The 22,880-nt window shown below is 68.4% G+C and carries 21 protein-coding genes; 7 read left to right on the top strand and 14 right to left on the bottom strand.

All coding sequences use genetic code 11. The annotated features are described in order from the left end of the window. Nucleotides 1-143 precede the first annotated feature (143 nt). Both BR70_RS22145 and BR70_RS19645 read left to right on the top strand, forming a co-directional pair. Entirely contained in the window at nucleotides 144-2,195 is a 2,052-nt protein-coding gene (locus tag BR70_RS22145) for an McrB family protein (protein WP_051596661.1), read from the top strand. Next, a complete protein-coding gene (locus tag BR70_RS19645) occupies nucleotides 2,176-3,372 on the top strand; it encodes an McrC family protein (RefSeq protein ID WP_051596662.1) in 1,197 nt (398 codons plus the stop codon). The genes BR70_RS22145 and BR70_RS19645 overlap by 20 nt, the downstream gene beginning before the upstream one ends. A gap of 170 nt (nucleotides 3,373-3,542) precedes the next feature. Here the strand turns inward: BR70_RS19645 and BR70_RS22765 are convergent, their stop codons facing one another. Continuing rightward, nucleotides 3,543-4,469 (bottom strand): NaeI family type II restriction endonuclease, encoded by a 927-nt coding sequence (locus BR70_RS22765; protein ID WP_081827257.1) that lies wholly within the window; start codon nucleotides 4,467-4,469, stop codon nucleotides 3,543-3,545. Between the two features lie 15 nt (nucleotides 4,470-4,484). After that, on the bottom strand, nucleotides 4,485-5,741 hold the full coding sequence (locus BR70_RS22770; RefSeq protein ID WP_081827258.1) for a DNA cytosine methyltransferase: 1,257 nt from the start codon (nucleotides 5,739-5,741) through the stop codon (nucleotides 4,485-4,487). Nucleotides 5,742-5,836: 95 nt separating this feature from the next. On the opposite strand from BR70_RS22770, the gene BR70_RS22775 reads away from it, so the two are divergent. Next, nucleotides 5,837-6,301, top strand: a complete 465-nt coding sequence (locus tag BR70_RS22775; RefSeq protein ID WP_269319951.1) for a very short patch repair endonuclease — start codon at nucleotides 5,837-5,839, stop codon at nucleotides 6,299-6,301. Nucleotides 6,302-6,306: 5 nt separating this feature from the next. Here BR70_RS22775 and vsr read toward each other — a convergent pair whose 3' ends face one another. The 7 genes from vsr to BR70_RS0105040 form a co-directional block, all read right to left on the bottom strand. Further along, on the bottom strand, nucleotides 6,307-6,741 hold the full coding sequence (vsr, locus tag BR70_RS19650; RefSeq protein WP_231495649.1) for a DNA mismatch endonuclease Vsr: 435 nt from the start codon (nucleotides 6,739-6,741) through the stop codon (nucleotides 6,307-6,309). Nucleotides 6,742-6,835: 94 nt separating this feature from the next. Beyond that, nucleotides 6,836-8,347: a PTS transporter subunit EIIC gene (locus tag BR70_RS0105015; protein ID WP_027465168.1), complete on the bottom strand. Its 1,512-nt coding sequence runs from the start codon at nucleotides 8,345-8,347 to the stop codon at nucleotides 6,836-6,838. Nucleotides 8,348-8,392: 45 nt separating this feature from the next. Further along, the gene (gene murQ, locus BR70_RS0105020) at nucleotides 8,393-9,316 is read right to left on the bottom strand and encodes an N-acetylmuramic acid 6-phosphate etherase (RefSeq protein WP_027465169.1); all 924 of its coding nucleotides are present in this window, start codon (nucleotides 9,314-9,316) and stop codon (nucleotides 8,393-8,395) included. A gap of 8 nt (nucleotides 9,317-9,324) precedes the next feature. After that, complete coding sequence (locus BR70_RS19655) at nucleotides 9,325-10,212, bottom strand: MurR/RpiR family transcriptional regulator (protein WP_051596664.1); 888 nt, start codon at nucleotides 10,210-10,212, stop codon at nucleotides 9,325-9,327. A gap of 178 nt (nucleotides 10,213-10,390) precedes the next feature. After that, complete coding sequence (locus BR70_RS0105030) at nucleotides 10,391-10,870, bottom strand: DUF4395 domain-containing protein (protein ID WP_027465170.1); 480 nt, start codon at nucleotides 10,868-10,870, stop codon at nucleotides 10,391-10,393. Beyond that, nucleotides 10,867-11,373 carry a thioredoxin family protein gene (locus BR70_RS19660; RefSeq protein WP_081827261.1) on the bottom strand — a complete coding sequence of 169 codons (507 nt, stop codon included), beginning with the start codon at nucleotides 11,371-11,373 and terminating at the stop codon, nucleotides 10,867-10,869. Before BR70_RS19660 ends, BR70_RS0105030 begins: the two co-directional genes overlap by 4 nt. A 91-nt stretch (nucleotides 11,374-11,464) precedes the next feature. Next, on the bottom strand, nucleotides 11,465-12,217 hold the full coding sequence (locus BR70_RS0105040; RefSeq protein ID WP_027465171.1) for a hypothetical protein: 753 nt from the start codon (nucleotides 12,215-12,217) through the stop codon (nucleotides 11,465-11,467). Between the two features lie 91 nt (nucleotides 12,218-12,308). Here BR70_RS0105040 and BR70_RS0105045 point away from each other — a divergent pair, with 91 nt between their 5' ends. After that, nucleotides 12,309-12,536 carry a DUF1653 domain-containing protein gene (locus BR70_RS0105045; RefSeq protein WP_027465172.1) on the top strand — a complete coding sequence of 76 codons (228 nt, stop codon included), beginning with the start codon at nucleotides 12,309-12,311 and terminating at the stop codon, nucleotides 12,534-12,536. Between the two features lie 18 nt (nucleotides 12,537-12,554). Here BR70_RS0105045 and BR70_RS0105050 read toward each other — a convergent pair whose 3' ends face one another. Further along, nucleotides 12,555-14,618: a nuclease-related domain-containing DEAD/DEAH box helicase gene (locus tag BR70_RS0105050; protein ID WP_027465173.1), complete on the bottom strand. Its 2,064-nt coding sequence runs from the start codon at nucleotides 14,616-14,618 to the stop codon at nucleotides 12,555-12,557. 327 nt (nucleotides 14,619-14,945) lie between these two features. On the opposite strand from BR70_RS0105050, the gene BR70_RS0105055 reads away from it, so the two are divergent. Both BR70_RS0105055 and BR70_RS23125 read left to right on the top strand, forming a co-directional pair. Beyond that, a complete protein-coding gene (locus BR70_RS0105055; RefSeq protein ID WP_027465174.1) occupies nucleotides 14,946-18,440 on the top strand; it encodes a TM0106 family RecB-like putative nuclease in 3,495 nt (1,164 codons plus the stop codon). Between the two features lie 289 nt (nucleotides 18,441-18,729). Beyond that, the gene (locus BR70_RS23125; protein WP_155896784.1) at nucleotides 18,730-18,918 is read left to right on the top strand and encodes a hypothetical protein; all 189 of its coding nucleotides are present in this window, start codon (nucleotides 18,730-18,732) and stop codon (nucleotides 18,916-18,918) included. A gap of 108 nt (nucleotides 18,919-19,026) precedes the next feature. Here the strand turns inward: BR70_RS23125 and BR70_RS19665 are convergent, their stop codons facing one another. The 3 genes from BR70_RS19665 to BR70_RS0105075 form a co-directional block, all read right to left on the bottom strand. Continuing rightward, nucleotides 19,027-19,443: an SseB family protein gene (locus BR70_RS19665; protein WP_181431606.1), complete on the bottom strand. Its 417-nt coding sequence runs from the start codon at nucleotides 19,441-19,443 to the stop codon at nucleotides 19,027-19,029. Between the two features lie 104 nt (nucleotides 19,444-19,547). Further along, entirely contained in the window at nucleotides 19,548-20,351 is an 804-nt protein-coding gene (locus BR70_RS0105070) for an SDR family oxidoreductase (protein WP_027465177.1), read from the bottom strand. Between the two features lie 159 nt (nucleotides 20,352-20,510). Continuing rightward, nucleotides 20,511-21,176: a GOLPH3/VPS74 family protein gene (locus BR70_RS0105075; RefSeq protein ID WP_027465178.1), complete on the bottom strand. Its 666-nt coding sequence runs from the start codon at nucleotides 21,174-21,176 to the stop codon at nucleotides 20,511-20,513. A gap of 141 nt (nucleotides 21,177-21,317) precedes the next feature. Here BR70_RS0105075 and BR70_RS0105080 point away from each other — a divergent pair, with 141 nt between their 5' ends. Then, nucleotides 21,318-22,052: a hypothetical protein gene (locus tag BR70_RS0105080; protein WP_027465179.1), complete on the top strand. Its 735-nt coding sequence runs from the start codon at nucleotides 21,318-21,320 to the stop codon at nucleotides 22,050-22,052. Nucleotides 22,053-22,079: 27 nt separating this feature from the next. On the opposite strand, the gene BR70_RS19670 is transcribed toward BR70_RS0105080, so the two are convergent. Next, the gene (locus BR70_RS19670) at nucleotides 22,080-22,871 is read right to left on the bottom strand and encodes an HNH endonuclease family protein (RefSeq protein WP_035808196.1); all 792 of its coding nucleotides are present in this window, start codon (nucleotides 22,869-22,871) and stop codon (nucleotides 22,080-22,082) included. Between the last annotated feature and the right edge of the window lie 9 nt (nucleotides 22,872-22,880).

The following is a 22,880-nucleotide window of genomic DNA, read 5'->3' on the forward strand; positions in this document are numbered from 1 at the left end:
CTGCTCTACCTTCCCCGAATCGTATGGGCCGGTTGCAACGCAGACAGCAGCCCAGAACGAGGGGTGCGGGTTCGCGCACGGTCGTGCGGAATACGTCGGCCGCTTACTCAGATCCGCTGCCAGCCTCGGGACACTCGGTCGTCATGCAGGTCGAGCTCGATCACGACCGCGAGGGGCGGCGTCTCGAAGTCTGGCAGAACGTGCTGGCGGCAGTTCCGCTCGAGGGGGAGGAGCTCGAGCTCAACTCGAAGCGTCGACCGCACGGTGAGTCCGACTTCCTCTGGGGAACGACGGCGCTCGTCCACGCCGGCTACCTGACGAAGCAGAACCGAGGCGAGTGGCACCTGACCGACGACGGCCGTGCCGCAGCCGCGCTCGAACTCGACGACTTCACACGGATCCTCAACGAGCGCGAACGTGCCTTCCAGAGGGCGCAGCGGGAGGATGTCGCGCTGCGCCTCGCGACGGAGATCGTGCCTCCCGATTGGCGAGCAGAAGTCATCCGAACCTCGAGCGCGCTCTTCGTCGACCGAGGCCTTCGTCAGCTCGATTCCGTGTTCGCACCCGGCCGCGGTGTGTGGCGTGAAGAGACTGCGGTCGAGCTCGACCGCGTGTTCCTCAGTCGACCTGACATCGCCGGTGACGACTTCCTGACGAAGATCGGCGCGCAGTTCGCAGACGCGAGCGATGACGCAAAGCTCCTCATGGCCGAGCTGATCTGCTGGCAAGTCCTGCCGTTGCAGACGCCGGGCGAGCGGAAGAAACGCGAGCGCGTTCAGTTCCTACTGGATCTCATGGAACATCCCGTCACGATTCCGAACGAGGTCGACGAGGCATTCCGGTCGTGGTCGTTCAACCCTGGCCAGGCCCTCTCGGGAAGCCATACCTTCTCGGCTCTCTCCGTCGTCGTCCGCGCAGCGTCAGCTTGGATCGGTCTCAGTGATGAGGCTCGCGCTCGAGCCCTTGAGGACCCGTGGGCCTGGCGGGACGTGGTCACCGGGATCGAAGGCACGGCTCTTCCGATCCAGCGGAACGAGCTGCTGTTCCTCGTGCACCCGGGTGTTTTCGGCGAGGTCGTTTCGGCGGACAACCGTGAGGCCATCCGTATCGCCTTCGCGGGCGAGGTCGAGGGCCAGATGGACGACGACCCCGACGCGGCGTTCCAACAGATCACGATCGCGCTGCAACAGAAGGCCAAGGGGCCCGCTCTGTACTACGCCGAGCCACTTGCGTCCCGTTGGCAGGTCACAAGCCGCCCTGAACCGTTGCCTGGTCCGGATCCCGAGCCGACCCCGGCGCGCGATGGTTTTCCGGCTGCGAATGCGTCGTTGGTCGATTCGGTCCACATGCCGCTTCCGTGGCTGCAGAACACGCTCGACCTCATCGAGCGCCGCAAGCAGGTGATCCTCTACGGCCCTCCAGGCACCGGCAAGACCTTCCTGGCTCAAGCGCTCTCGAAGCACGTGACGGACGGCACCGACGGCGAGACCACCATCGTGCAGTTCCACCCGACGTACTCGTACGAGGACTTCTTCGAGGGCTTCCGCCCCGTCGCGAACGACGACAGCGGCAACCTCGCGTTCAGCCTCCGGAAGGGCCCGCTCCGCCGCCTCGCTGACGCGGCTGCGGCCAACCCCGAGGCGAACTACTTCCTGGTCATCGACGAGATCAACCGCGGCAACATCGCGAAGGTCTTCGGCGAGCTGTACTTCCTGCTCGAGTACCGCGACAGCGAGATCTCGCTGCTCTACAGCGATGAGCCGTTCACCCTGCCGAGCAACATCTTCGTCATCGGCACGATGAACACCGCCGATCGCTCGATCGCGATGCTGGACGCCGCGATGCGGCGCCGCTTCGCATTCGTCGAGCTGCACCCTGAACGCGCCCCCGTGGAGAACGTGCTGTCGCGCTGGGCGGCGACCAAGGGCCTCCAGGACGACCGTGCCGAGCTGCTGACGCATCTCAACGCGCAGATCCAGGACCACGATGCCAAGGTGGGCCCGTCGTTCCTGATGCGCGATCTCGCCGGGACCGGTCTGCAGGACGTGTGGCGGTACGAGATCCTGCCGCTCCTGGCGGAGCACCACTACGGCGAAGGCGTCGACCTGGAGGCGCGGTACGGCCTGGCAACGCTGCGTCGCCAGGCGACGCGCGACTCTGCGGACGGGGCCGAAGGTGCTTCCGTCGACGATTGAGCTGCGGGAAGCGGACCAGCCGGTGGTGCACCGATTGCCGCGGGCGGTCGCCGTCGGGCTCGCGTCGGCGAACATCGCGACCGTTGCTCCCACGCTCGGTGCTGACGAGTACCGCGTGAGTGGTGTCCGGAAGGTCGGCGTCGTGCGGATCGCCGGACACACGGTGTGGTTGAAGCCGAAGACGCCGGTGCGGCGGCTGTTCGCGATGCTGGGGTACGCCCGTGCCGAGAGTGCGATCTGGACCGAGGACGACTTCGGGTTCGAGGAGGACGAGGACCTCGTGCCGGCGTTGGCGCACGCGTTCGTGCGGCAGGCCTCGCGGGCGTTGGCCGGAGGACCGCTTCGCGGGTACGTCACGCGCGAGGATGCGCTGCCGCTCGTGCGTGGTCGGTGGCGGATCGGGGATCAGCTGACGCGGCGGGGTGGGCAGCCGCTGCCGGTCGAGGTGTCGTTCGACGACTACGTCGAGGACATCGCCGAGAACCAGGTGCTGCTGACCGCTGCGACGAGGTTGCTGCGGCTACCCGGAGTGCCGGCGGACGTGCTCGGGGCACTGCGAAGGCTCGTGCGGGTGCTCGACGGGGTATCGGCGATCCCGGTCGGAGCGCCGGTGCCGGTGGTTCGCCAGGATCGCCGGAACGCGCGGTATTCGTCGGCATTGGCGTTGGCATCGCTCGTGCTGTCGGGGTCGTCGGTCGAGCAGCGTGCGGGGTCGGTCGTCGCGTCAGGCTTTCTCGTCGATATGTGGTCGGTGTTCGAGGACTTCGTGACCGCTGCGCTGCGGGAGGCGTTCCGGCCGTACGGGGGAGTGCTGGTGTCGCAGTACCAATCGACACTCGACGTCGACGGCACGGTGAAGATCGCGCCGGACCTCGTGTGGCTCGTCGACGGGGAGGTACGGGCGTGCATCGATGTGAAGTACAAGGTGGAAAAGCACGGGCAGTACCCGAACGCTGACTTGTATCAGATGGCGGCGTATTGTCGTCGGTTTGGGTTGCGAGAGGGGTGGCTGGTTTTCGCAGGCGGCAATTCGCTGGGCAAATCTGTTCGAATGATTGCCGGTCCGGTCGTGAACACGACGGCCGCGCACTTGGGCGGACCGTTCGATGAGCTCCTGCAACAGGTATGCGGTCTCGCTCGTTATGTGGCCCCTGCGGCGCCTTTGCCGACGCGATAACCTCAGTAGCGCTGAGAGGCTGATAATCTCGCGGTGCTGCCAAGCTAATACCAGCACCGAGCTTGGAAAATGCCCCGAGCCTCCGTTGGACAGAGTCTCGAGGTCCGCCCAGCATGATCGACGCAAAGCCCCAGCTTCTTCGGGTTTCGGATCAAAGCGCGACTCCAAAACTACTTTTTGAGATGCGTCAGCAGCGGGGCAGTCTCAACGGAGTCTGACGGCGCCGCTCTTCGCCAGTACGACCCATCGATCGTAGCCGCTAAGGGATATTTCCCGTCCGTTGAGATAACTCGAACGCTCACAAACTCGCCGGGTCCCGGTACATCAACGCCGAGTTCCCTAGCGATTTGTTGGTGACTGGAAAAGTCTCCTCCAAGGATGATGAATCCCTCGTTTCGCAGGCTGCTCCGCGCGCCCCCATTGTAACGGACGCGTTTCATGTAGTCATCTTGCTGCGCGACTGTGGCTACTGTATTCCGGCCAATCCGCCGGTCGGTGACCCGGCGGAAGAGGGTGTTGATTCGCTTCTGGCCGGAGGAGTGACAGAAGATGGCTTCGATTGTTTCCTGATCAAGGTCGAGCAGTACATTTGGAGGAAGCGGAGCACCCCACTGAATCCATCGAATGGACTGGCGGCCCTCGAGACTGAGCCCGGTTTTGAGGTCTCTATTCTTGCCGGGGCGAAGAAGTTCGGGTCGTGCGCGAACAACCCCGAGTGCCCATTCGGATTGAGTATCGCTTGCCGTGCACACGAGCAACAGCTCGTCGATACATTCGGGGGGCAGCATCCAGCCGCCGATCTGAAACGAGTATTTGCAGTCGATCTCGTGGTCGGCTATCCGATAGTCGAGTTTTACTCCGTCTGAGATGACGTCGCTCAGTACTCTTCGAAGATTGATTTCGAAGAGCGTGCCAAAGTGCGTTTTTTCTGTCTTGAAGAGTTGATCCCATCGATACCGACCAGTGCGCTGACCGTCATAGAGCTGGTCGAATGTATCGCGAAGAACCTGTGCCACCCGGCTTCCGTTCGGATCTGCCATCCGTAGGGAGTCGAGCACGGATTCGAGGGCCGTGTCGACAGCGTGGTTCTCGGCCATTCGTCCGGCCGCCAACTAGCTGACCTTGGAGCGGTTGCTCGTGAGGAATGCGTGGCGTTGGTGGTCGTCCTGTCCCACGAATCCACGGAACTCTCCGAGCCGGTAGGACAGGATGCCCTTGACGGTTCTCGAGTCCAGGTGGAAATCGTTTTCAAGGACTTTGAGCCGCTGTTCTAGCTTCGATCCAGGGTTTCGTTGTCCTTCAAGCAGGTGCAGGAGGTCGTCGGCGGTCACGAATTCGGTGGTCTCGCTCAGAATGCGATAGACGGGGTCGTGGACTGTTGAAACAAGTGAGGGCACCGGATGTGCGGACCCTTCATGTCGGAGGGCTCTGGCTATAGCCAGGCCGAGGGCTTCGGCGACCGGCGGGGGGAACGCGTTTCCGATCTGACGATACTGCGACGTTTTGCGCCCACTGAAGGTCCAGCCAAACGAATCCTGCCAACCCTGGAGTTTTGCTACCATTTCTACGGTCAGTCGGGGCATCTTCTCGGTGGGATGGGGGGCGTCTGGTCCTGGCGCGTCGTCCGCGACGCCCTTGCCATCGACGTAGAGATCGGCCCATGCTCGCTTTGCGCGGGTTGGACCTAGATCCGCGCCCCCGTGCTTCTTGCTGCCGCCCACAAGAGTCGGGCCAACTCCGTCAGCCATCGCGGCCCACTCGTCGGCATAGGGCCAACCATTTGCGGCCATCAAGTCCCGGAGCGCCGCGCCCACCGTCACGCGTTCAGTTGCCGGCGTCGGCCACTCGAAGTACGCGGCATCTTCCGGCGCCATCGCTACGAGGACGAAGCGTGGTCGGAGCTGCGCAACGCCGAAATCGGCGGCATGAAGCAGGCGCCAATCAGCGACGTATCCAAATTCTGCGAGTCTGTCCAGGACGCGCTGCCGATAGGCTGCAAATCGCGAGGAGGCAAGACCTCGGACATTCTCAAGCAGCAAAGCGCGAGGCTTGACCACCCCGACTTGCTCGACCGCCCAAGCAAACAGGTCTCGTTCGTCGGCCGAACCGAGTTGTTTTCCGGCGATGGAGAACGGAGGGCAGGGCACGCCGCCAGCGAGCAAGTCGATACCTTGGTACGCCGACGGATCCCAAACGGAGGGATCTGCAACGTCTCCTTCTGCGACAGGCCAGTCTGTGTTCATCCGGAGTGTCGCTGCTGCGTTGGCGTCGAGTTCGATTGCTAGCTCGTGAGCGAAGCCCGCGCGATGAAGACCGATGGCCTGTCCGCCCGCGCCTGCACAGATCTCAACAGCACGGAGTGTGCTCAAGCTCGGGTCTCCTTCGATGGTGATGGTCGGCGAGTATCGTCCTGATCGATGATCTCAAGAGGACGGGCCGAAGATTGGGAAGCGGCGCCGTGTCGGTGACTGGCGCCGAGGGGCAGACAAGACCGTCGGCGGGCAGATCCCGGAACATGAGTGCGATCCGACGCACCGACACGGCGCCGGAGCTCCTTCTGAGATCGCGGCTGCACAGGGCTGGTCTCCGCTTCCGGAAGGACTACAGGCTCGATGTTCCGAGTCGGCGCGTGCGCGCTGACGTCGTCTTCACGCGGCCTCGGGTGGCGGTCTTCGTGGATGGGTGCTTCTGGCATGTTTGTCCGCTGCACGGTAGCCAGCCCAAGACCAACACGAGCTACTGGGGCGCGAAGCTTCGGCGCAATCGAGAACGGGATGGTGAGGTCAACACCGCGCTCGTTGCGGCTGGATGGGTGGTTGTTCGCATCTGGGAACACGTGTCCGTGACCGAGGCGGTAGCCGAAGTGAAGCACGTCCTCGAGCATAGGGACAGACCTCCGACAGTCGGACGTCTCGTGGTCATCGGCTGACGCGATCAGGTTGCTCGTGCCGCGATTAACTGCCACATCTCCAGCTCACGTTCGACCCGGTCGGCTGTCTCGGACCAGTCGTCGTGCTCCCACGCTCTCACCACCCGCCAGCCTTCCGCCCGCAGAATTCCATCGTTGCGAGCATCGCGCTGTCGGTTCGCCAGCAACTTTCGGTGCCAGAGGTCGGCGTTCGCCTTCGGCAAGTGGGTGTGCTCCTCGCAGAAGTGCCAGAAGCACCCGTCGACGAAGACCGCGATCCGTGCACGTGGAAACACGAGGTCGGGCCGAACGCGGCACTGACTGCTCACGCGCCGGTCGACGAAGAACCGTCGCCCTCGGCGGTGCAGCTCACGACGCAGGGCGAGTTCGGGCGCCGTGTCTCGCCGACTGAAGCGAGCCATGTGCCGCCGACGGGCATCGTCTGCTTCCCAGGTCTCCACGCTCCGATCCTCGCCTGACGACCATTCGTGCGAGGATCGGAGCGATGGTCTGTGAACCGATCGGCGGTGGATCGCGATGTGGAGGAACGGGCGATCAGCGCAAGTCGGCCGCGGTCGCTCCGACAGGCGAGACCGGCACGTCGAGCGGAGCATCCGGAGCTACAGGGGCCCGCGACGAAGTTGCCGACTGCGCCTCCAGATCAGCCCGCACCGACGCCGACACCCCGAAAAACAACGTCGCAACGAACCCCACGACGTACGCCACCACGAGCCCCGACCCGTACCCGAGCAGCGCCCACCCGTACCCGGACGACCCGTTCAGCAGCGGGATCAGCGACAGGTCCGAGGCGCCGATGGCGATCGCCCCGACGGAGTGCCCGAGCTGGTCGAACAGCCCGACGACACCGCCACCGAAAGCTCCACCGATGCACGCGGTGATGAACGGCCGACCCAGGGGGAGCGTCACGCCGTAGATCAGGGGCTCCCCGACACCGAGGAACCCGGCCGGCAGCGCACCACGGATGGTCCGCACCAGCGAGGCATTCGAACGGAATCGCACCCACAGCGCGATGCACGCACCGATCTGCCCGGCACCGCCCATCGCCAGCACGGGCAGCAGCACGGTCCACCCGGTCTGGTCGATCAGGGTGGTGTGGATCGGGATGAGCCCCTGGTGCATGCCGGTCATGACGAGCGGCAGGAAGAGGCCTCCGAGCACGAAGCCGGCGAAGGCTCCGCCGTTCGCGAGCAGCCACGTCGCAGCAGTACCGATCGCGACCGAGACGACACCGGCGACGGACATCAGGATCCCGAGCGTCACAGACCCGGCCACGAGGACGGTGACGGTCGGCACCACGATGAGCGCGATGACGTCCGGCGTGACCCGGCGCATGAACCGCTCGACGTAGGCGGCGAGGATGCCACCGGCCAACGCACCGAGCACACCGCCCTGCCCGGGAGCCAGCGTCTCGCCGAACACCGTGACGTTCGCGACGCCGGCCGCGACGATGATGCCGCCGACCGCACCACCGAGGATGGGCGTGCCGCCGAACTCCTTCGCGGCGTTCATGCCGACGAACACGGCGAGCAGCGACAGGAACCCGGACGAGAGCACGCCGAGGAACGGCGTCACCCCGGGCACCCACCCCAGGTTCGTCAGGATGCCGTTGATTCCGGCGATGAGCCCGCAGGCGATCAGCGCGGGGATGAGCGGGATGAAGATCGCAGAGATCTTCCGGATCGCGCGCATGGTGCGGCCGTCGGAACGGGACCGCGCGGTCGCCTTGATGGACGCACCGCGAGCAGCGAGCTCCTCGGGCGACGCACCAGATCCACCAGCCTCAGCCGGCGGGGCGGCCGCGCGCAGGGCCTCCAGGCCGTCGGCCACGCGGTCGACGAGACCCGGGCCGAGCACGATCTGCAGGTTCGCGCCGGCCGCGATGGCGGCCATGACGCCGTCGGTGGCCTTGAGGTCCTCGAGCGCGACTGCGGAGTCGGACACGACCTCGACCCGCAGGCGGGTCATGCAGTTCTCGACGTCGGCGATGTTCGCGGAACCGCCGACGGCGTCGAGGATCTGCTGGGCGAGTTGCTGTGCATCGGGCATGGCGTGCTCCTCGGGGGAAAGGAAACGGAAAAGGGGGAACGGGGTCTACAGCACGGCGCGCAACGAGCCAGCAGCAGCATCGAGGCGCTCGCGGGCATCGGCAGCCGAGGCGCCGGTCAGGATCACGGCGATGGCGGTCTTCACCTCGCCGTCCGAGGCGTCGAGTGCCGCCTGGACCTCGGCGGGGGGCGCGCCGGTGACGTCCTGGACGAGCGAGAACGCCCGGGCGACGAGCTTCGCGTTCGTCGCGCGCACGTCGACCATGCGGTTGCCGTACGTCTTGTGGCTGCGCACCATCGCGAGCGTGGTGAGCATGTTGAGCACGAGCTTCTGCGCGGTGCCCGCCTTCAGGCGGGTCGAGCCGGCGATGAACTCGGGGCCGACGACGACGTCGATGGCGATGTCGGCCTCCCGCCCCGCGGCCGAGTCGGGGTTGCACGCGACGGAGACCGACAGGGCGGAGCGGCGCCGGGCCTCCAGGATGGCTGCGATCACGTAGGGCGTCCTGCCGGACGCGCTGATCCCGACGACCACGTCGTCGGCCGTCAGGCCGAGCGCGTCGAGGTCGCGGACGGCGGCTGCTTCGTCGTCCTCGGCGCCCTCCACCGCGGTGGTCAGGGCGGGGTCGCCGCCGGCGATCACGCCGACCACCTGGCTCGGGTCGGTACCGAAGGTGGGCGGGCACTCGCTGGCGTCGAGGACGCCGAGCCGGCCCGGCGTTCCGGCGCCGATGTAGACGAGTCGGCCACCACGCGCGAAGGCTGCGGCGATCGAGTCTGCCGCCAGGGCGATGGCCGGGAGGCACGGCTCCAGTGCCGCAGGCACGCTGCGGTCTCCGGCGTTCATGCGCTGGGCAGCTTCCAGCGTGGAGATCGTGTCGATGTCGTCCAGCGAGTGGTCGGTCGCCTCGGTGGTGAGGGCGGCGAGTTCGTCGCGGAGGGCGTCGTGGGTTTCGTGCGTCTGGTTCATGGTGGTGCTCAGTTCCGGTGGTGGGTGCGGACGGCGTCGCGGCTGCGGGCGAGGAGCGGCTGGGAGCGCTCGTCGGTGCGCTGCGCGACGACGATGAACAGGGTGTCGACGATGGCGAGCTGGCTCATCCGGCTGCCCATGGCTGCGGGGCGCAGGGCACTCTCGGCACCGGCGACACCGAGCAGGACGTGGTCGGCGGTGGTGGCGAGCGGGGCGGAGGCGTGGCCGGTGATCGCGATGATCGTGGCGTGTTGGGCTCGGGCGGCGTGGGCGACCTCGAGGGTCTCGACGGTGGAGCCCGAGTGGCTGACGAGCACCAGGACGTCGTGCTCACCGATGACGCTCGCCAGCGTCAGGGCGTTGTGCGGGTCGTCGGCGATGGAGCTCACGATCCCGATGCGTTCGAGCTTGAGGTGCAGGTCTCGGGCGACGATGCCGCTCGCTCCCACGCCGTACAGGACGACGCGGCGGGCGTCGCTCACGGCGGCTGCCGCTGCTTCGAGCGCGTGTGGGTCGAGTGCGGCGCGGGTATCGGCCATCACCGCGCGGACGTCCTCGGTGACCTTCGCGATCACGGTGGTGACGTCGTCGTCGACCGCGACACCGGCGTGGATCTCGGTGGATTCACGCTCGTGGATCCCGCGTTCGACGGCCCGGGTCATGCTGCGCTGCAGGGCGGCGAAGTTCGCGAAGCCCAGGTGCTGGGCGAAGCGGGAGACGGTGGCGGGGGAGACCCCTGCTCGGCCGGCGAGGTCGGTGGCGTTGGTGGAGGCCGCGGCTGCCGGGTCGTCGAGGACGGCGTCGGCGATGGCGCGCATGCTCGACGGCATGGTCGCCGACTGGGTGCGGACGAGGGCGAAGGCGTCGGCGCGTTCAGACCGCTCGGAGATCGTCATCCCGCCATGAAAGCGTCTTTCGTGAGCGAGCGCCAGTGCTGAAAGTAAATTGCGTGTTAAGTGGTGCGGGTGATGCGATTCGGCTTCGCCCAATCAAAGTGCGTCCGCGCCGCGGAGGTGCGTGGCGCAGTTGCGCTTTGGTTGTGCGCGCGGCGGCGGGCCTCCAGGCCGGACGCCGTCAGGCGACGCCGCGTCGCGGACGGAAGACCCCTGCGCGCACCAGCCACACGTAGAGCAGGCAGCCGATGCAGACGTCGAAGACGGCGTTGAGGAACGCGGCGACCAGGGCGACCGCGGCTCCGATCGGGGCGGCGTACGGCACGCCGAGCAGTGCGAGGAGCAGGGCGACCGCGGTCACGAACAGGCCGACCTGCTGGGCGAAGGTCGGGGGTTCCGGGGCCTCGAGTTCGGCGGGCGGGGCGAGGCGTGGGCGGACGACCCGGCGGAAGAGTGCGCCGTAGGGGTGTCGGCGGATGCCGGCGATGCCTCCGACGGCGAACAGTACGACGATGACCGCGAGCAGCACGATGCCGGCGACCCACGTCTCGGGGATCAGCGTGAGGACGATCGTCGCGGCGAGCAGCACCGTGGTGATGGCGGCGCCGAAGCGTGGGGAGCGCGGGTCGATGCCGCGGTCGATGTCGGTGGTGGTGGTCATCGGGACTCCTGGGTGCCGGTGGTGCCTGAGGTGCCTGGGGTGCCTGTGCTGCGTGTGGTGTCCGTGCTGCCTGCGGTCAGGACGGCGTCGAGGGCTGCGGTGAGCTCAGGTGGGCGGGGTGGGCCTCCGAAGCGGGTGTGGACCGAGCGGTCGGCGTCGAGCAGCAGGACCGTCGGCGTCTGCATCACGTCGAAGCGTCGAGCGAGTTCGGGGTGCTCGGCGAGGTCGATCTCGATGCGTCGGACGCCCTCGTGTTGATCGGCGACGGAGGCGAGCTGGCGCCGGGTGGCCGGGCACCGCGCACAAGTCGGCGTGGAGAACTGGACGAACGTGGCGGCGGTGCCGTAATCGGTGTCGAGCGCGAGGCCGTCTGCGTCCTGCCTCGTCGACGCGGCGCTGCCCGCCGACCGGGCTCGACCGGTCCGGTGGCGGAGCAGGAGACCGAGGACCGTCGCGAGCGCGAGGACCCCCACGAGCACGGCCACTGCGGTTCCGAAGGTCACACGGCGACGGTACGCGCAGTCGACGAACTGCTGTCGAACGTGACCGGATGTGACGCCGAGCTGTGCGCGTCGCGCCGGGCTCGGCGGGGACTCAGTCCTCGGGGAGCGTGCGGACCCACTGCTCGAACGCGGCGGCGTCGTCGTCGCGGAAGACGGCGGAAGGCCGCGACTCGTCGTTCGCCGAGTGCAGGAACAGCGTGCCGTCGGCCATCCCCGTCGTCGCGTCGTCGAGGATGGACGACTTCGCCGCGACGCCCTTCCTGGTGAGGAAGGTCAGCTGTTCGCCGTTCGCCGATTCTGCGATCGCCGCTTCACCGTCGAAGAACGAGGCGAGCTCCATCACCAGGAACGCGGTGGCCCCGTCCTGCGTGGTGAGGGCGACGGCTGGCTTCGTCCGACTCTTGCCGAAGGGGTGCTCGACGGCCGTGGCCGTGACTCCCGAGCCGGTCCACGGTCGCACGTCGGTCAGGGGGAGCCTGGCGGCGACCCGCGCCGCGGGTCGTTTCGGCGGGAGGGCGGCCTGGAACAGCAACGTCCCGATCACCACCGCCAGGAACCATGCGTACGGCGAGAACGTCTTCGTCGCGATGAGGACGAGGAAGCTACCCAGGAACCCCGCCGCGACCAGGTTCGGCCACCACCTCGACTCCTGACGCAGGCCGAGCGGCCACACCACGGCGCCGTACACGAGTCCGACGACCGTGGGGACCCAGAAGGCCGAGGGGCGGATGACGCCGGCGTGGAAGTGCAGCCAGACGTCCGCGACCGCCATGACGACCGCCATGACGACGAAGAAGACGCGCTGTGCGCGACGGTCCCGCTCGCGAGTGCTCAGAGTTGTCATGTGGTTCCCCCGTGGTGCTCGTTCCCCGTGCTCTTCAGTCAAGCAGAATGCGCGGTCATGGTCCCACCGCTCGGGCCGTACCCTCGGTCGGGTGACTGACGACGTGACCGCGGGCCGCTACCGACACTTCAAGGGCAACGACTACGAGGTGCTGCTCGTCGCTCGTGACGTGGAAACCGAGGAGCCCGTGGTCGTGTACCAGGCGCTGTACGGCGAACGCGGGCACTGGGTGCGCTCGCTCGCCGACTTCACCGCGCACGTCACCCGCGACGGGTACGACGGGCCCCGGTTCGTGCACCGCCCGTCATCACACGAGTGATCGTCGCCGAGAAGGCGTTCAGTTGCTGACGCCGACCCACAACTCATCACGTGCCCTGGTCATCCCGACGTAGAGCTCCCGGAGATCGAGGCGCCGTCGTTCGAGCGCGCTGTCCGGAGCGTCCTCGGGAGGGTCGACCAGCAGCGCCGAGGGGATGTCGGTGAGGAACACGTGCTTGAACTCCAAGCCCTTCGCGCGTTTGATCGTGCCGACCTTGATCGCACCTGAGGTCTGCCCGCGGTAGGACTCGACGGAAATCGCGGCGAGTTTGTCGCGGCGAAGCATCTTGAGGAGCCGATCGGCGCTGGCGTTGCTCGGTGTCAGGATGCCGATGTCGCCGGTGCGCGCCCGACCACGATCGATCGCTGCACGGAGCGCCTCGAGCAGGAGCCGGTCGAGCTCATGGTGGTCCGACGACCGGCGGAGCACCGGCTTCGGCCCCGACCGGGTGATCGCCGCCACGGTGTCCCCGGGAGCGTCTGTACCCTCGATGTCGGTGACGATGTCGTCGGCGACCAAGCGGCGCGCGAACTCCGCAATCTCTCGTGTGTTCCGGTGATTGACGTCGAGGACGACGCCGCGGCCCGCCAACGAGATCCCGACCTCGCTGAGCGTGTAGCCGCCGGGGTAGATGGACTGTTGCCCGTCGCCGATGAGGGTGAGGCCGTCCTGACGATCACCGACAAGGGCGTGCAGCATGCCGACGGAGAGGGATGTGAGGTCCTGCGCTTCATCGATCAGGACAGCGTCGTACCGGTCGAGCGGCCGCTCGAGAAGCTCATCTCGTGCTGTTCGGATGAGGTCGGCCCAGTCCATGACCCGAAGGCTTCGCAGGTTTCGGTCGTACGCCTCCGCGAGCTCCCAGACGTGCTGCCTGAGCTCGACCGGCAGCCGGTACTTGCGGCCGACCCTGGCGACGGTTGCGTACTGGTCGAAGTCGAGCAGTCCGCGACCCTTGATCACGTGGTCGACCTCGTCGCGCCAGTAGTCGACGGAGAACTTGGAACTTCGGAGGGGATGGGACTCTGGAAGATCTCGCCAGGCGCGCCACCAAGCGCTGTTGACGAGGCCCTGATCGACCCGGAACGGGACTTTGCGCTCGGTCAGGATCCCGTGCGCGAATGCGTGGACTCCCGCGAACTCGACCTTCGCTGCGTGTGCCGGTTCGAGCCGCTGCAGGAGAGATTCGAGCACGGCCGGGAACGTTCTGACGTAGGTCGTGACCAGGACCCTCTTCCGGCTCCGGCGCGCAAGGTGGGCGGTGCGGTGTAAGCCGACGACTGTCTTGCCCGTCCCTGCCGCGCCGCGGATCCGCGCAGGTCCGTTGAAGCTCCGCCGGGCGATCCGTGCTTGGGCCGGATCGAGGTACGACATCCACGTCTCGATGGGTGCATCGTCCAGGTGAAGGAGGCCTTGGTGGAACGTCGCGAGGTCGAAGAGTGGAGCTTGTTCCGGTCGTTCTTCGATGAGGAGCGCCGAGGGAGTGGGGTCCGGGCTCGGAAGGAGCGCGAAGTAATCGCGTGCGACGGCAGCGACTCGTTCTGCGTCGGCCGGCGTGAGCCGCGCGCCGCGCCGGCGGATGTTGTCCACCAGTCGATCGACACCGATGACCTCGATGACGCCGACCTGCGCGGTGATTGTCGGCTGGAGGGTCATCGCCGCGATGCAGTGCACCTCGCTCGGAGGAAGGCCGACCTCGGCAAACGCCTCCTGAGCCCCGTCGAGAAGCGAGCCGAGTGAGTCGAAGGTGTCAGCCACGTCTTCATCGCCGCGGTGTGGCCGACCGTTCTCGATCGAGAACTCCCGCCAGGCCTTGGTGTCGACGATGAAGACGCCGGCACGACCGACCAGGATGAGGTCGACCTGAGCGTTCTTCGAACCGGGCCAACGTCGATCAGTCAGGAAGTGGAAACCGTCGGCGGTCAAGTCCGAGAGGAGCTGCAGGGTCTGTGCCTCCGTGCGTTCCGCCACCGCAAAGCGAGCAGCCTCTGCTCGGAGTGCGAGCGCGCCGGCCGGATCGGCAGCCGCTTCCGCCAACAAGTGCCGTGCTCGTGCTCCGGCCGATGCGCCAGCGACGCTCATGCTGACAGTCCCTCCACGGGGCGAACAGCTCGATGGCCAGCCGGGTCCCCGTCCCTGATCAGCCACGAGCCAGTCTTGCGGGTGAGGCGTGCTCGCAACAGGCACCCATTCGGGCGACGCGATTCGATACGAGAGTGCGTCATGCACCGCGGCGCGGACCGTTTCGGGACGACGGCGTGCTCGATGATCATGCTGCCTCCGTTGAGCGACCTCCGGACCGAAGATGCACACCAACATGTCAGATGATCGGCTGCCGAGCAAGGGTGAAGCGTGAACGTCGGCGCTCGCCCCTAGGCTTTCAGCGCACCGGAGAGCAAGGGGGAGCGCATGCAGATCGGCGTCGACGGGCACGTGCTGCTCAGCCCGAGTGACCTGAGCACGTGGTCGGCCTGCGAGTGGGCGTTCCTTCGCCGCCTCGACGCCAAGCTCGGTCGCGGGGACGCCCTGCCGGACGTGCACGACGACATGCTCGAACGCACCGCACGGCTGGGGGATCAGCACGAACTCGACTTCCTCGACATCCTCAAGCAGACCCGCGACGTCGTCGAGTTCGACCGCCCCGCCCCGCCGGACTACGCACGCGCCGCAGCCGAAGCACGACAGGCCTTCGCCGACGGTGCTGATGTCCTGTACCAGCCGACGTTCCACGCACCACCGACGGCCGACGCCCCGGGGTTCATCGGCTTCGCGGACTTCATCATCCGCAACGACCGCGGCGAGTACGAGGTCTACGACACCAAGCTCGCCCGCCACGCCAAGATCAGCGCCCTGCTGCAGCTCGCCGCGTACGCCGAGCAGATGCAGGCGCACGGCATCGCGACCGGACAGCAGGTGCACCTGGTGCTCGGCGACCGGACGACGACCACGCACGACCTCGCCGACATCGCGCCGGTGTACCGCACGCAGCGCGCCGAACTGCAGCGGGTCATCGCCGAGCGCATCGCGGCAGACGAACCGCTGCGGTGGGGCGACCCGCGCTACTCGAGCTGTGGCCGATGCGACGTCTGCTCGACCCAGGTCGCCGAGCACCGCGACCTCGTCCTCGTCGCCGGCATGCGCCTCGACCAACGGGCGAAGCTGATCAAGCACGAGGTGCGGACGATCGACGACCTGGCGGTCCGCACCCGGGCAGTGCCGGGCTTGTCGCGCGCGACGCAGGATCGGCTGGTGCGTCAGGCGAGCCTCCAGATCGAGTCGGAAGACGCCCGACGGAAGGGCGCCGACGGGCCGGACCAGCCCGTCAAGCCGCGCTTCGAGGTACTCGACGCCCGCGCGCTCGACGCGATCCCGGCACCGGACCCGGGCGACGTGTTCTTCGACTTCGAGGGCGACCCGCTGCACACCGAGGACGGCGTGCACTGGGGCCTCGACTACCTGTTCGGCCTGGTCGACGACCGCGCCGAGTTCGCCGCGTTCTGGGCGCACACCATCCGCGACGAACGAGTTGCGCTGGAGCAGTTCCTCGCGTTCATCGAGGCCCGGCGGCAGCAGTACCCGGGCATGCACATCTACCACTACGCGGCCTACGAGCGGACGCACCTGCTGTCACTCGCCGCCCGGCACGGTGTGGGCGAGGACGCCGTCGACGACCTGCTGCGAGCCGGGGTCCTGGTCGACCTGTACCCGATCGTCCGCAAGGCCCTGGTCGTCGGCAGCCACAGCTACTCCATCAAGAAGCTCGAACCGCTGTACATGGGAGCGGACCTGCGCGAGAGCGACGTCACGAACGCCGCGGACAGCATCACCGCCTACGTCGATGCGATCGAGGAGCTCCGGAACGGCGACGCCGCCGAGGGACAGCGGATGCTCGACCAGGTCGCCGACTACAACGCCTACGACTGCCGCTCGACCCTGCGCCTGCGCGACTGGCTCCGCTCGCTGCGCACCGACGACCCCGACGCGGCCGACCCGTCGCTCGAGCTCGAGGTCCCACCGATCCCCGTCGAGCGCGAGCCCAATCCGGTGTCCGTCGCGCTGACTGCGCAACTCGAGGACGTCGACGCCCTCGACCGCACCCCTGACCAAACCGCGTTGGCGCTCGCCGCGGCCGCGATCGACTACCACCGCCGCGAGGCCAAGACCTTCTGGCAGGACCACTTCGACCGCCTGCGGAACCCGGTCGACGACTGGGCCGACACGCGTGACGTCCTGGTCGTGGAGCGGGCGTCCGTCGAGCGCGACTGGGACACGCTGCCGCGTGCCCGGTCGCAGTCGCGGGAACTCCGGTTGTCAGGGACGCTCGCGCCCGGTTCGCGGCTCCGGCCTGGAGGCACGCCCCACCTGGTCTACGACGACCCACTTCCGCCATCGGTCGCCTCCCCGGGCCCCGGGTCGAAGGGCGCTTCGTCGCGCGCCGTGATCGTGGACGTCCGGGACAACGGCGATGCCGTCGAGGTCCTCGTGAAAGAGGGCCTGCCCGTCGGCGGCGAGCCGCACCACGAGTTCCCCGTGGCCCTCGCCCCGTCGGCGCCGCCCCGCGCGAAGCCCCAGCCCGAGGCGATCGCGTGGTGGGGTCAGGCCGTACTCGACGAGCTGCCCGAGATGCTGCCCGACCCCGCGCTCGACCTGCTGCGCCGAGTGCCCCCTCGTGGCCCGATCGTGCCGGTGCAGGGCGACGACACGGTGTCGGCCGTCGTCTCGACCCTGCTCCACCTCGACCGGTCGTACCTGGCGATCCAGGGCCCTCCCGGCACGGGCAAGACCTACGTCGGCTCGAACGTCGTCGCCCGACTCGTCCGCGAGTACGGCTGGCGCGTCGGCGTCGTCGGGCAGTCCCACGCGACGTCGGAGAACTTCCTGACCTCGGTCGTGAACGCCGGAGTCCCCGCGGACCGGGTCGTGAAGGTGCCGAAGTCCGGCGCGACCGAGGACGAGCTCGACGCCGCAGCCTGGACCCCCGTGAAGAACGGTGCCGCGGTCGCCGCGTTCCTGTCCGCGTGCGAGGCTTCGGGCACTGGCGGTGTCGTCGGTGGCACGGCGTGGACGTTCGCGAACGAGTCCACGATCGAGCGCCGTTCCCTCGACCTGCTCGTGGTCGACGAGGCCGGGCAGTTCTCCCTCGCTCCGACCATCGCCTCGTCGGTCGCCGCGACCCGGCTCCTGCTGCTCGGGGACCCCCAGCAGCTGCCCCAGGTGTCGCAGGGCTCGCACCCGGAGCCCGTCGACGAGTCCGCGCTCGGCTGGCTCGCTGACGGACAACACGTCCTGCCGCCTGAGTTCGGGTACTTCCTCGCCCGCACCCGCCGCATGGAGCCCGCGCTGACCGAATCCGTCTCGGCCCTGTCCTACGACGGGCAGCTCGCCTCGATGGTCTCCGGCCGGCACCTCGACGGCATCGCCGCGGGTGTGCACCCCATGCCGGTCGTGCACGCGGGCAACACGACGTCCGCTGCTGAAGAGGCCGCCCGGGTCGTCGCCCTCGTCGGTGACGTCGTCGGCCGCACCTGGACCGACGGTTCCGACACCCGCGCCCTGACCGATGAGGACGTCATCGTGGTGGCGCCGTACAACGCACAGGGGGCACTGATCCGGCAGGAGCTCGACCGCGCGGGCTTCACCGGCACCCAGGTCGGCACGGTCGACCTGTTCCAGGGCCGAGAGGCCGTCGTGTCGATCGTGTCCCTGGCAGCGTCGAGTGCGGCGGACATCCCACGCGGCCTCGACTTCCTGCTCATGCCGAACCGGTTGAACGTGGCGATCTCACGGGCGAAGTGGGCGGCGTACCTCGTGCACTCACCGGCGCTGACCACGGGGCTGCCCCCGTCGATCGCGGGCTTGTCCCTGTTGTCCCGCTTCATCGAGCTCGTCGAACCGGCTCGCTGACCGAGGCGACGCCGAGTCCTCTAGGCTGCAGGCGGCCGAGGGGGCCAGAGGAGTGGGGGACGATGTCTGCAGGAGCGCAAGGACCGCTGCCGGCCGGAAGACCAGTGCCGGACCCGGTCGAGGCACCGAAGCCGAACGCGGCGTGGACGGTCGACCTCGTCGTCACCATCGCCCTGTTCGTGGTCATCGCGATGCTCAGCGGCTTCGCGGTGCTGTTCGGCTGGGTCCTCGGGACGATGTCGCAGTACGGGTGCGACTGGGAGTCCTCGACGCGCGTAACAACCGATCGATGGGGGTCCAGACCGCAGTGGTCGAGGCGATCGTCCTCATCGTCGTGTGCACGGGAGGCGGAGTCCTCGCAGCGAAGGTCCGTCGGAAGCGGCCGCTCGGGTGGCTCGTCGCACTCGGGACGGCTGCAGCGGTAGCGATTGCTCTCGCACTGACGCTCGCGGTGATCGGGGCGTCGTCGGGTTCCTGACTCCCGCCTGTCGGTTTCGGTTCACGAATCCCGAGGATCGCGAACCATAACCGTCACCCAGCGGAAATGCTCCGCACTCGCCCGGAGCGGACGGTGAGACGGAGCGGGTCAGTCGTCGCTGGTCGGGACGCCGCCCTGCATCTGCGCCCGCATCTCGGCGAGGACATCAGCGTGCAGGAAGTTCGCCTCGGCCGCGCTCGTGGGGTCGACCACGATGCCGAACTCCTCGGGGAGCGCGGACACGAGCTCGGACATCGGCACCGGACGCCCCTCGGCGTCGGGCAGGCCGGCGGCGAGTTCGTCCGGGTCGGTGAAGACGGGCACGAACGGCTTGTCCCGGATCATGACGTGGGCGACGCTGCCGGCCTCCGGGGTACCCGCCGCCTTCCAGGGGACCCACGCCGCGCTGCGCAGGAAGCCCGCGGGCGAGGCCGCCATCCTCCGTCGGAGTTCGGCAGCAGCGGTCGGCGGGGCCTTGTCGACGCCTCGGCCGAAGGCTGATCCGTTCGTCTCATCGGTACTCACGCAAACCATGCTGTCACGGTCGGCGGACACGGCGGGGCCGAGCCGCGCCTCCAGGCCGATGCCCGGCGCACGCGGACGTGGGCCGGGCGTCGGAGGTGCCGGACTCAGTACGCGGCCGACTGCCCGCCGTCGATCGGGACGACCGTCGCGTTGACGTAGGACGCGTCGTCGGACAGCAGGAAGGCGACGACGGCGGCGATCTCGGGGGCCTCGCCGTAGCGCTTCGTCGGGTTGACCTGGATGAACTCCTCGGCGGCCTTGCGCGGGTTCTCCGCGTCGAGCTGCTTCATCGAGTTCTCGACCATGGGCGTCCAGATGGCTCCGGGGGCGATGGCGTTGATGCGGATGCCGTAGCGGCCGTACTCGACGGCCGAGTTGCGGGTGAGGCCGACGACGCCGTGCTTGGCTGCCGCGTACCCGGACTGGTTGCCGATGCCGCGGATGCCGCCGACGCTCGCCGTGTTCACGACCATGCCGGAGCCCTGCTCACGCATGACCTTGAGCACCTTCTCGAGCCCGAGGAACACGCCGCGCAGGTTGATCGACACGACGCGGTCGAACTCGGCGGCGGTGAAGGACTCGGTGGGGTTCTGCTTGCCCTCGATGCCGGCGTTGTTGAAGAAGCCGTCGATGCGGCCGAAGCGCTCGGTCGTGGCGGTGACGTAGGCGTCGACCTGGGCCTCGTCAGACACATCGGCGACGGTCGTCAGGACCTGCGCGTCCGGGGTGGCCTCGAGCACGGCGGTCTTCGTCGCCTCGAGTCCCTGCTCGGAGACGTCGACCAGGGAGAGCGCAGCGCCCTCGGCGGCCAGGCGGACGGCGGTCGCGCGGCCGAGGCCGGAGCCGCCGCCGGTGATGAGGACGACGCGGTCGGCGAAGCGGGTGGTGACGGTGCTGGTTTCGGGCATGGGGGAGGCCTCCTGAGGTCTTCGACGGTGAAGGGCTCGTGGTCCGCGGTGGGGCAGCGAGTCCGATCGATGCATCTGCATCGAGATTTCTAGACTACACCTGTCGTTTAACGACGCGGTCAGCAGGTGTCCAGCACCCGCACCATCGCGCTGCCTGCCTCAGCTCGTGACGATCGAGGTCGTCGTTGCCATGGTCGCCGCCATGATCACGACCATCGTCGCGGCCTCGATCTCCTCGAGTACCGCCTTCACCGCCGGGCTCGCCCAGGTGCCCGAGGTGATCTCCTTGACCAGGTCCTTGTCGACGGCGCCGAACTGCTTGCGCAGGGTGTTCGTCGCGTCGAGCAGGCCGATGACCGCGGCGGAGAACGGCGTGGGTCCTGCCCGGCCGGCCGGCACGTCCGCGATGCCGGATCGCAGCAGCGCCTCCGGGGCTCCGTCCCGCTCCGGGTGCTTCGTGGTGGGGAAGAGGCCGAGCACCTTGCCCTGCTCGACGCTGATGACGCCGCGCTCGACGAGTCCGGCGAACACGTCGTCGCGCAGCTGGCGCTTGCCGAGTCGGCTCACCCACCACTTCGCCTTGCGCGGTGCACCGGCCGCCGCGATGGAGCCGACCACGCCGTCGAGCACGGGGTCGCCCGTTGCGGCGCCGTTCACGACGGTGACGAGTCCGTCCTGCAGCGAGACGGCACCGCGCAGCGCGAGGTCGGCGAGGACCGCCCCCGCGAGACCCGTGTCGAGCGTCGAACCGTCGAGCGCGTGGCGTCCGTCGGGCTCGACCTGCAGGAGCGCGAACGCCTCTGGGACCGTGAGTTGCTCAGCCATGCCCGCAGCCTGCCACGCGGGGCGGAGGGGCGCCGGGCCTCCGAGCCGACACCCAGCGGAACCGGACCGCTCGATGCCTGGATAAGGTGCTGTCCCGTGGGCATGCGCGGTTTGATGTGGGACGGGACGCGACGACACGGCGTGCTGCTCGCGATCGCCCTGGCGCCGGTGCTCGCTGCGGTCGCGGAGACGGCTGCGCTGACGCTGTCCCACGACCCGGACTGGGGCCGCGGCATCACCGGAGTGGTGGCGGCGATGACCGTCGCCGGGCTCGTCGTGGGCGTGCGCTACAACCCGCTGAACGACATCGCGACCCGGAACCGTCGGTCCGCGCAGGAGCGGACGTCGCGGGAGTCGCGCCGCTCGTTCCTCGACTTGCTGGTGCTCGACCTGGTCCTCATCGTGCTCGGCTTGCCTTTCGGCGGCGTGCTCGCGATCCGCGAGGGCGACCCGAGCGCGTGGTTCCTCTCGCTGGTGTTCGGCTTCCTGTCCGCGATCGCGTTGCTGCTGGCCTGGCTGGTCGACATGTTCGTCGTGCTGCCGATCGTGTCGATGGTCGGCGCTCTGATCGGCGCGAAGGGATCGAGCAGGACCGCGGCGTCGGCCGGGGCGGTGTTCCTGTCCGTCCTGGTGTTCGCCGTCGCGGTCACCGTCGCCGTCCCGAGCACCGACCACGGGTACCTCGGGCGGGCCGGGAGGTTCCTCGAGGCCATGGGGGTCCTCGCCGGCCTGCCGTTCCGCGACGCCGCGAACCCCGCGCTCCTCTGGCTCGCCCGGCTCGCGCTCGTGCTGCTCGTCCTGTCGATCACCTGGCTGGTGCGTGAGGGGCGCGTGCTTCGTCACGCCCGGGGAGACCGCCCGCGCCGGCCGCGCTGAAACCCAGCGGCGCCGGACCGCCCGACGTCAGCAGGCGTCCAGCACCCGCACCATCGCGTCCCGCTCCGCCGGAGCCACCCACAGGCGGTACTTCGCCTTCACCGTGACCTGGTGCTCGATGTAGGTGCAGCGGAACGCCTTGTTCGCGGGGAGCCAGGTCGCCGCATCGCCGGAGCCCTTCTGCGAGTTGGACCGGCCGTCGACGGCGAACAGGTTCACCGGGTCGTTCGCCAGCGCCTGCCGTTCGGCTTCGGTGAGCCGCTGGGCCCCGGTGCGCCAAGCGTTCTCGAGCGCGACGACGTGGTCGATCTGCACGAGCGTCGACGTCGTGTTGCCGCGCACGAAGTCCACCGTCGCACCGGTGTACGGCGAGACGAGGGTGCCCGTGAGGACCTTGCAGCGGCCCTCGCGGGTGATGCCGGCGAGGTCGCGGGCGAGGACGTCGTTCCGGGTGTCGCACCCGTTGTGGTCGACGTCGAGCCAGGCGCTGCCGAAGTCACCGGTGCGGTCGTAGCCGGTGCCGGCTGCCTTGCCCTTGACGGGCAGGTCGGCGAGCTGGGTGCGTGCGCGGACCGCGTCGGCGTCGGTTCCGCGGCTGACGGTCGGACTGGAGGCGGGGGTCGCCCCCGACGACGCCTGCTGCGGTCCGATGGTGGTCGTCTCCCCGGCCGTGGGACCGCCCGCCCCGGTCGTGCCCGCCGCGTCGGCGTCCGGCCCGAGGACGCCGGACGCGTCGAGCGCGTACCCGCCGACGGCGAGGGCCAGGACGACGAGGACGGAGGTCAGGGTGATGCGGCTGCGGCGTCGGCGGGACGTCATGCGGTGGGA

The sequence above is a fragment of the Curtobacterium sp. UNCCL17 genome (assembly GCF_000686685.1).
GTDB lineage: Bacteria > Actinomycetota > Actinomycetes > Actinomycetales > Microbacteriaceae > Curtobacterium > Curtobacterium flaccumfaciens.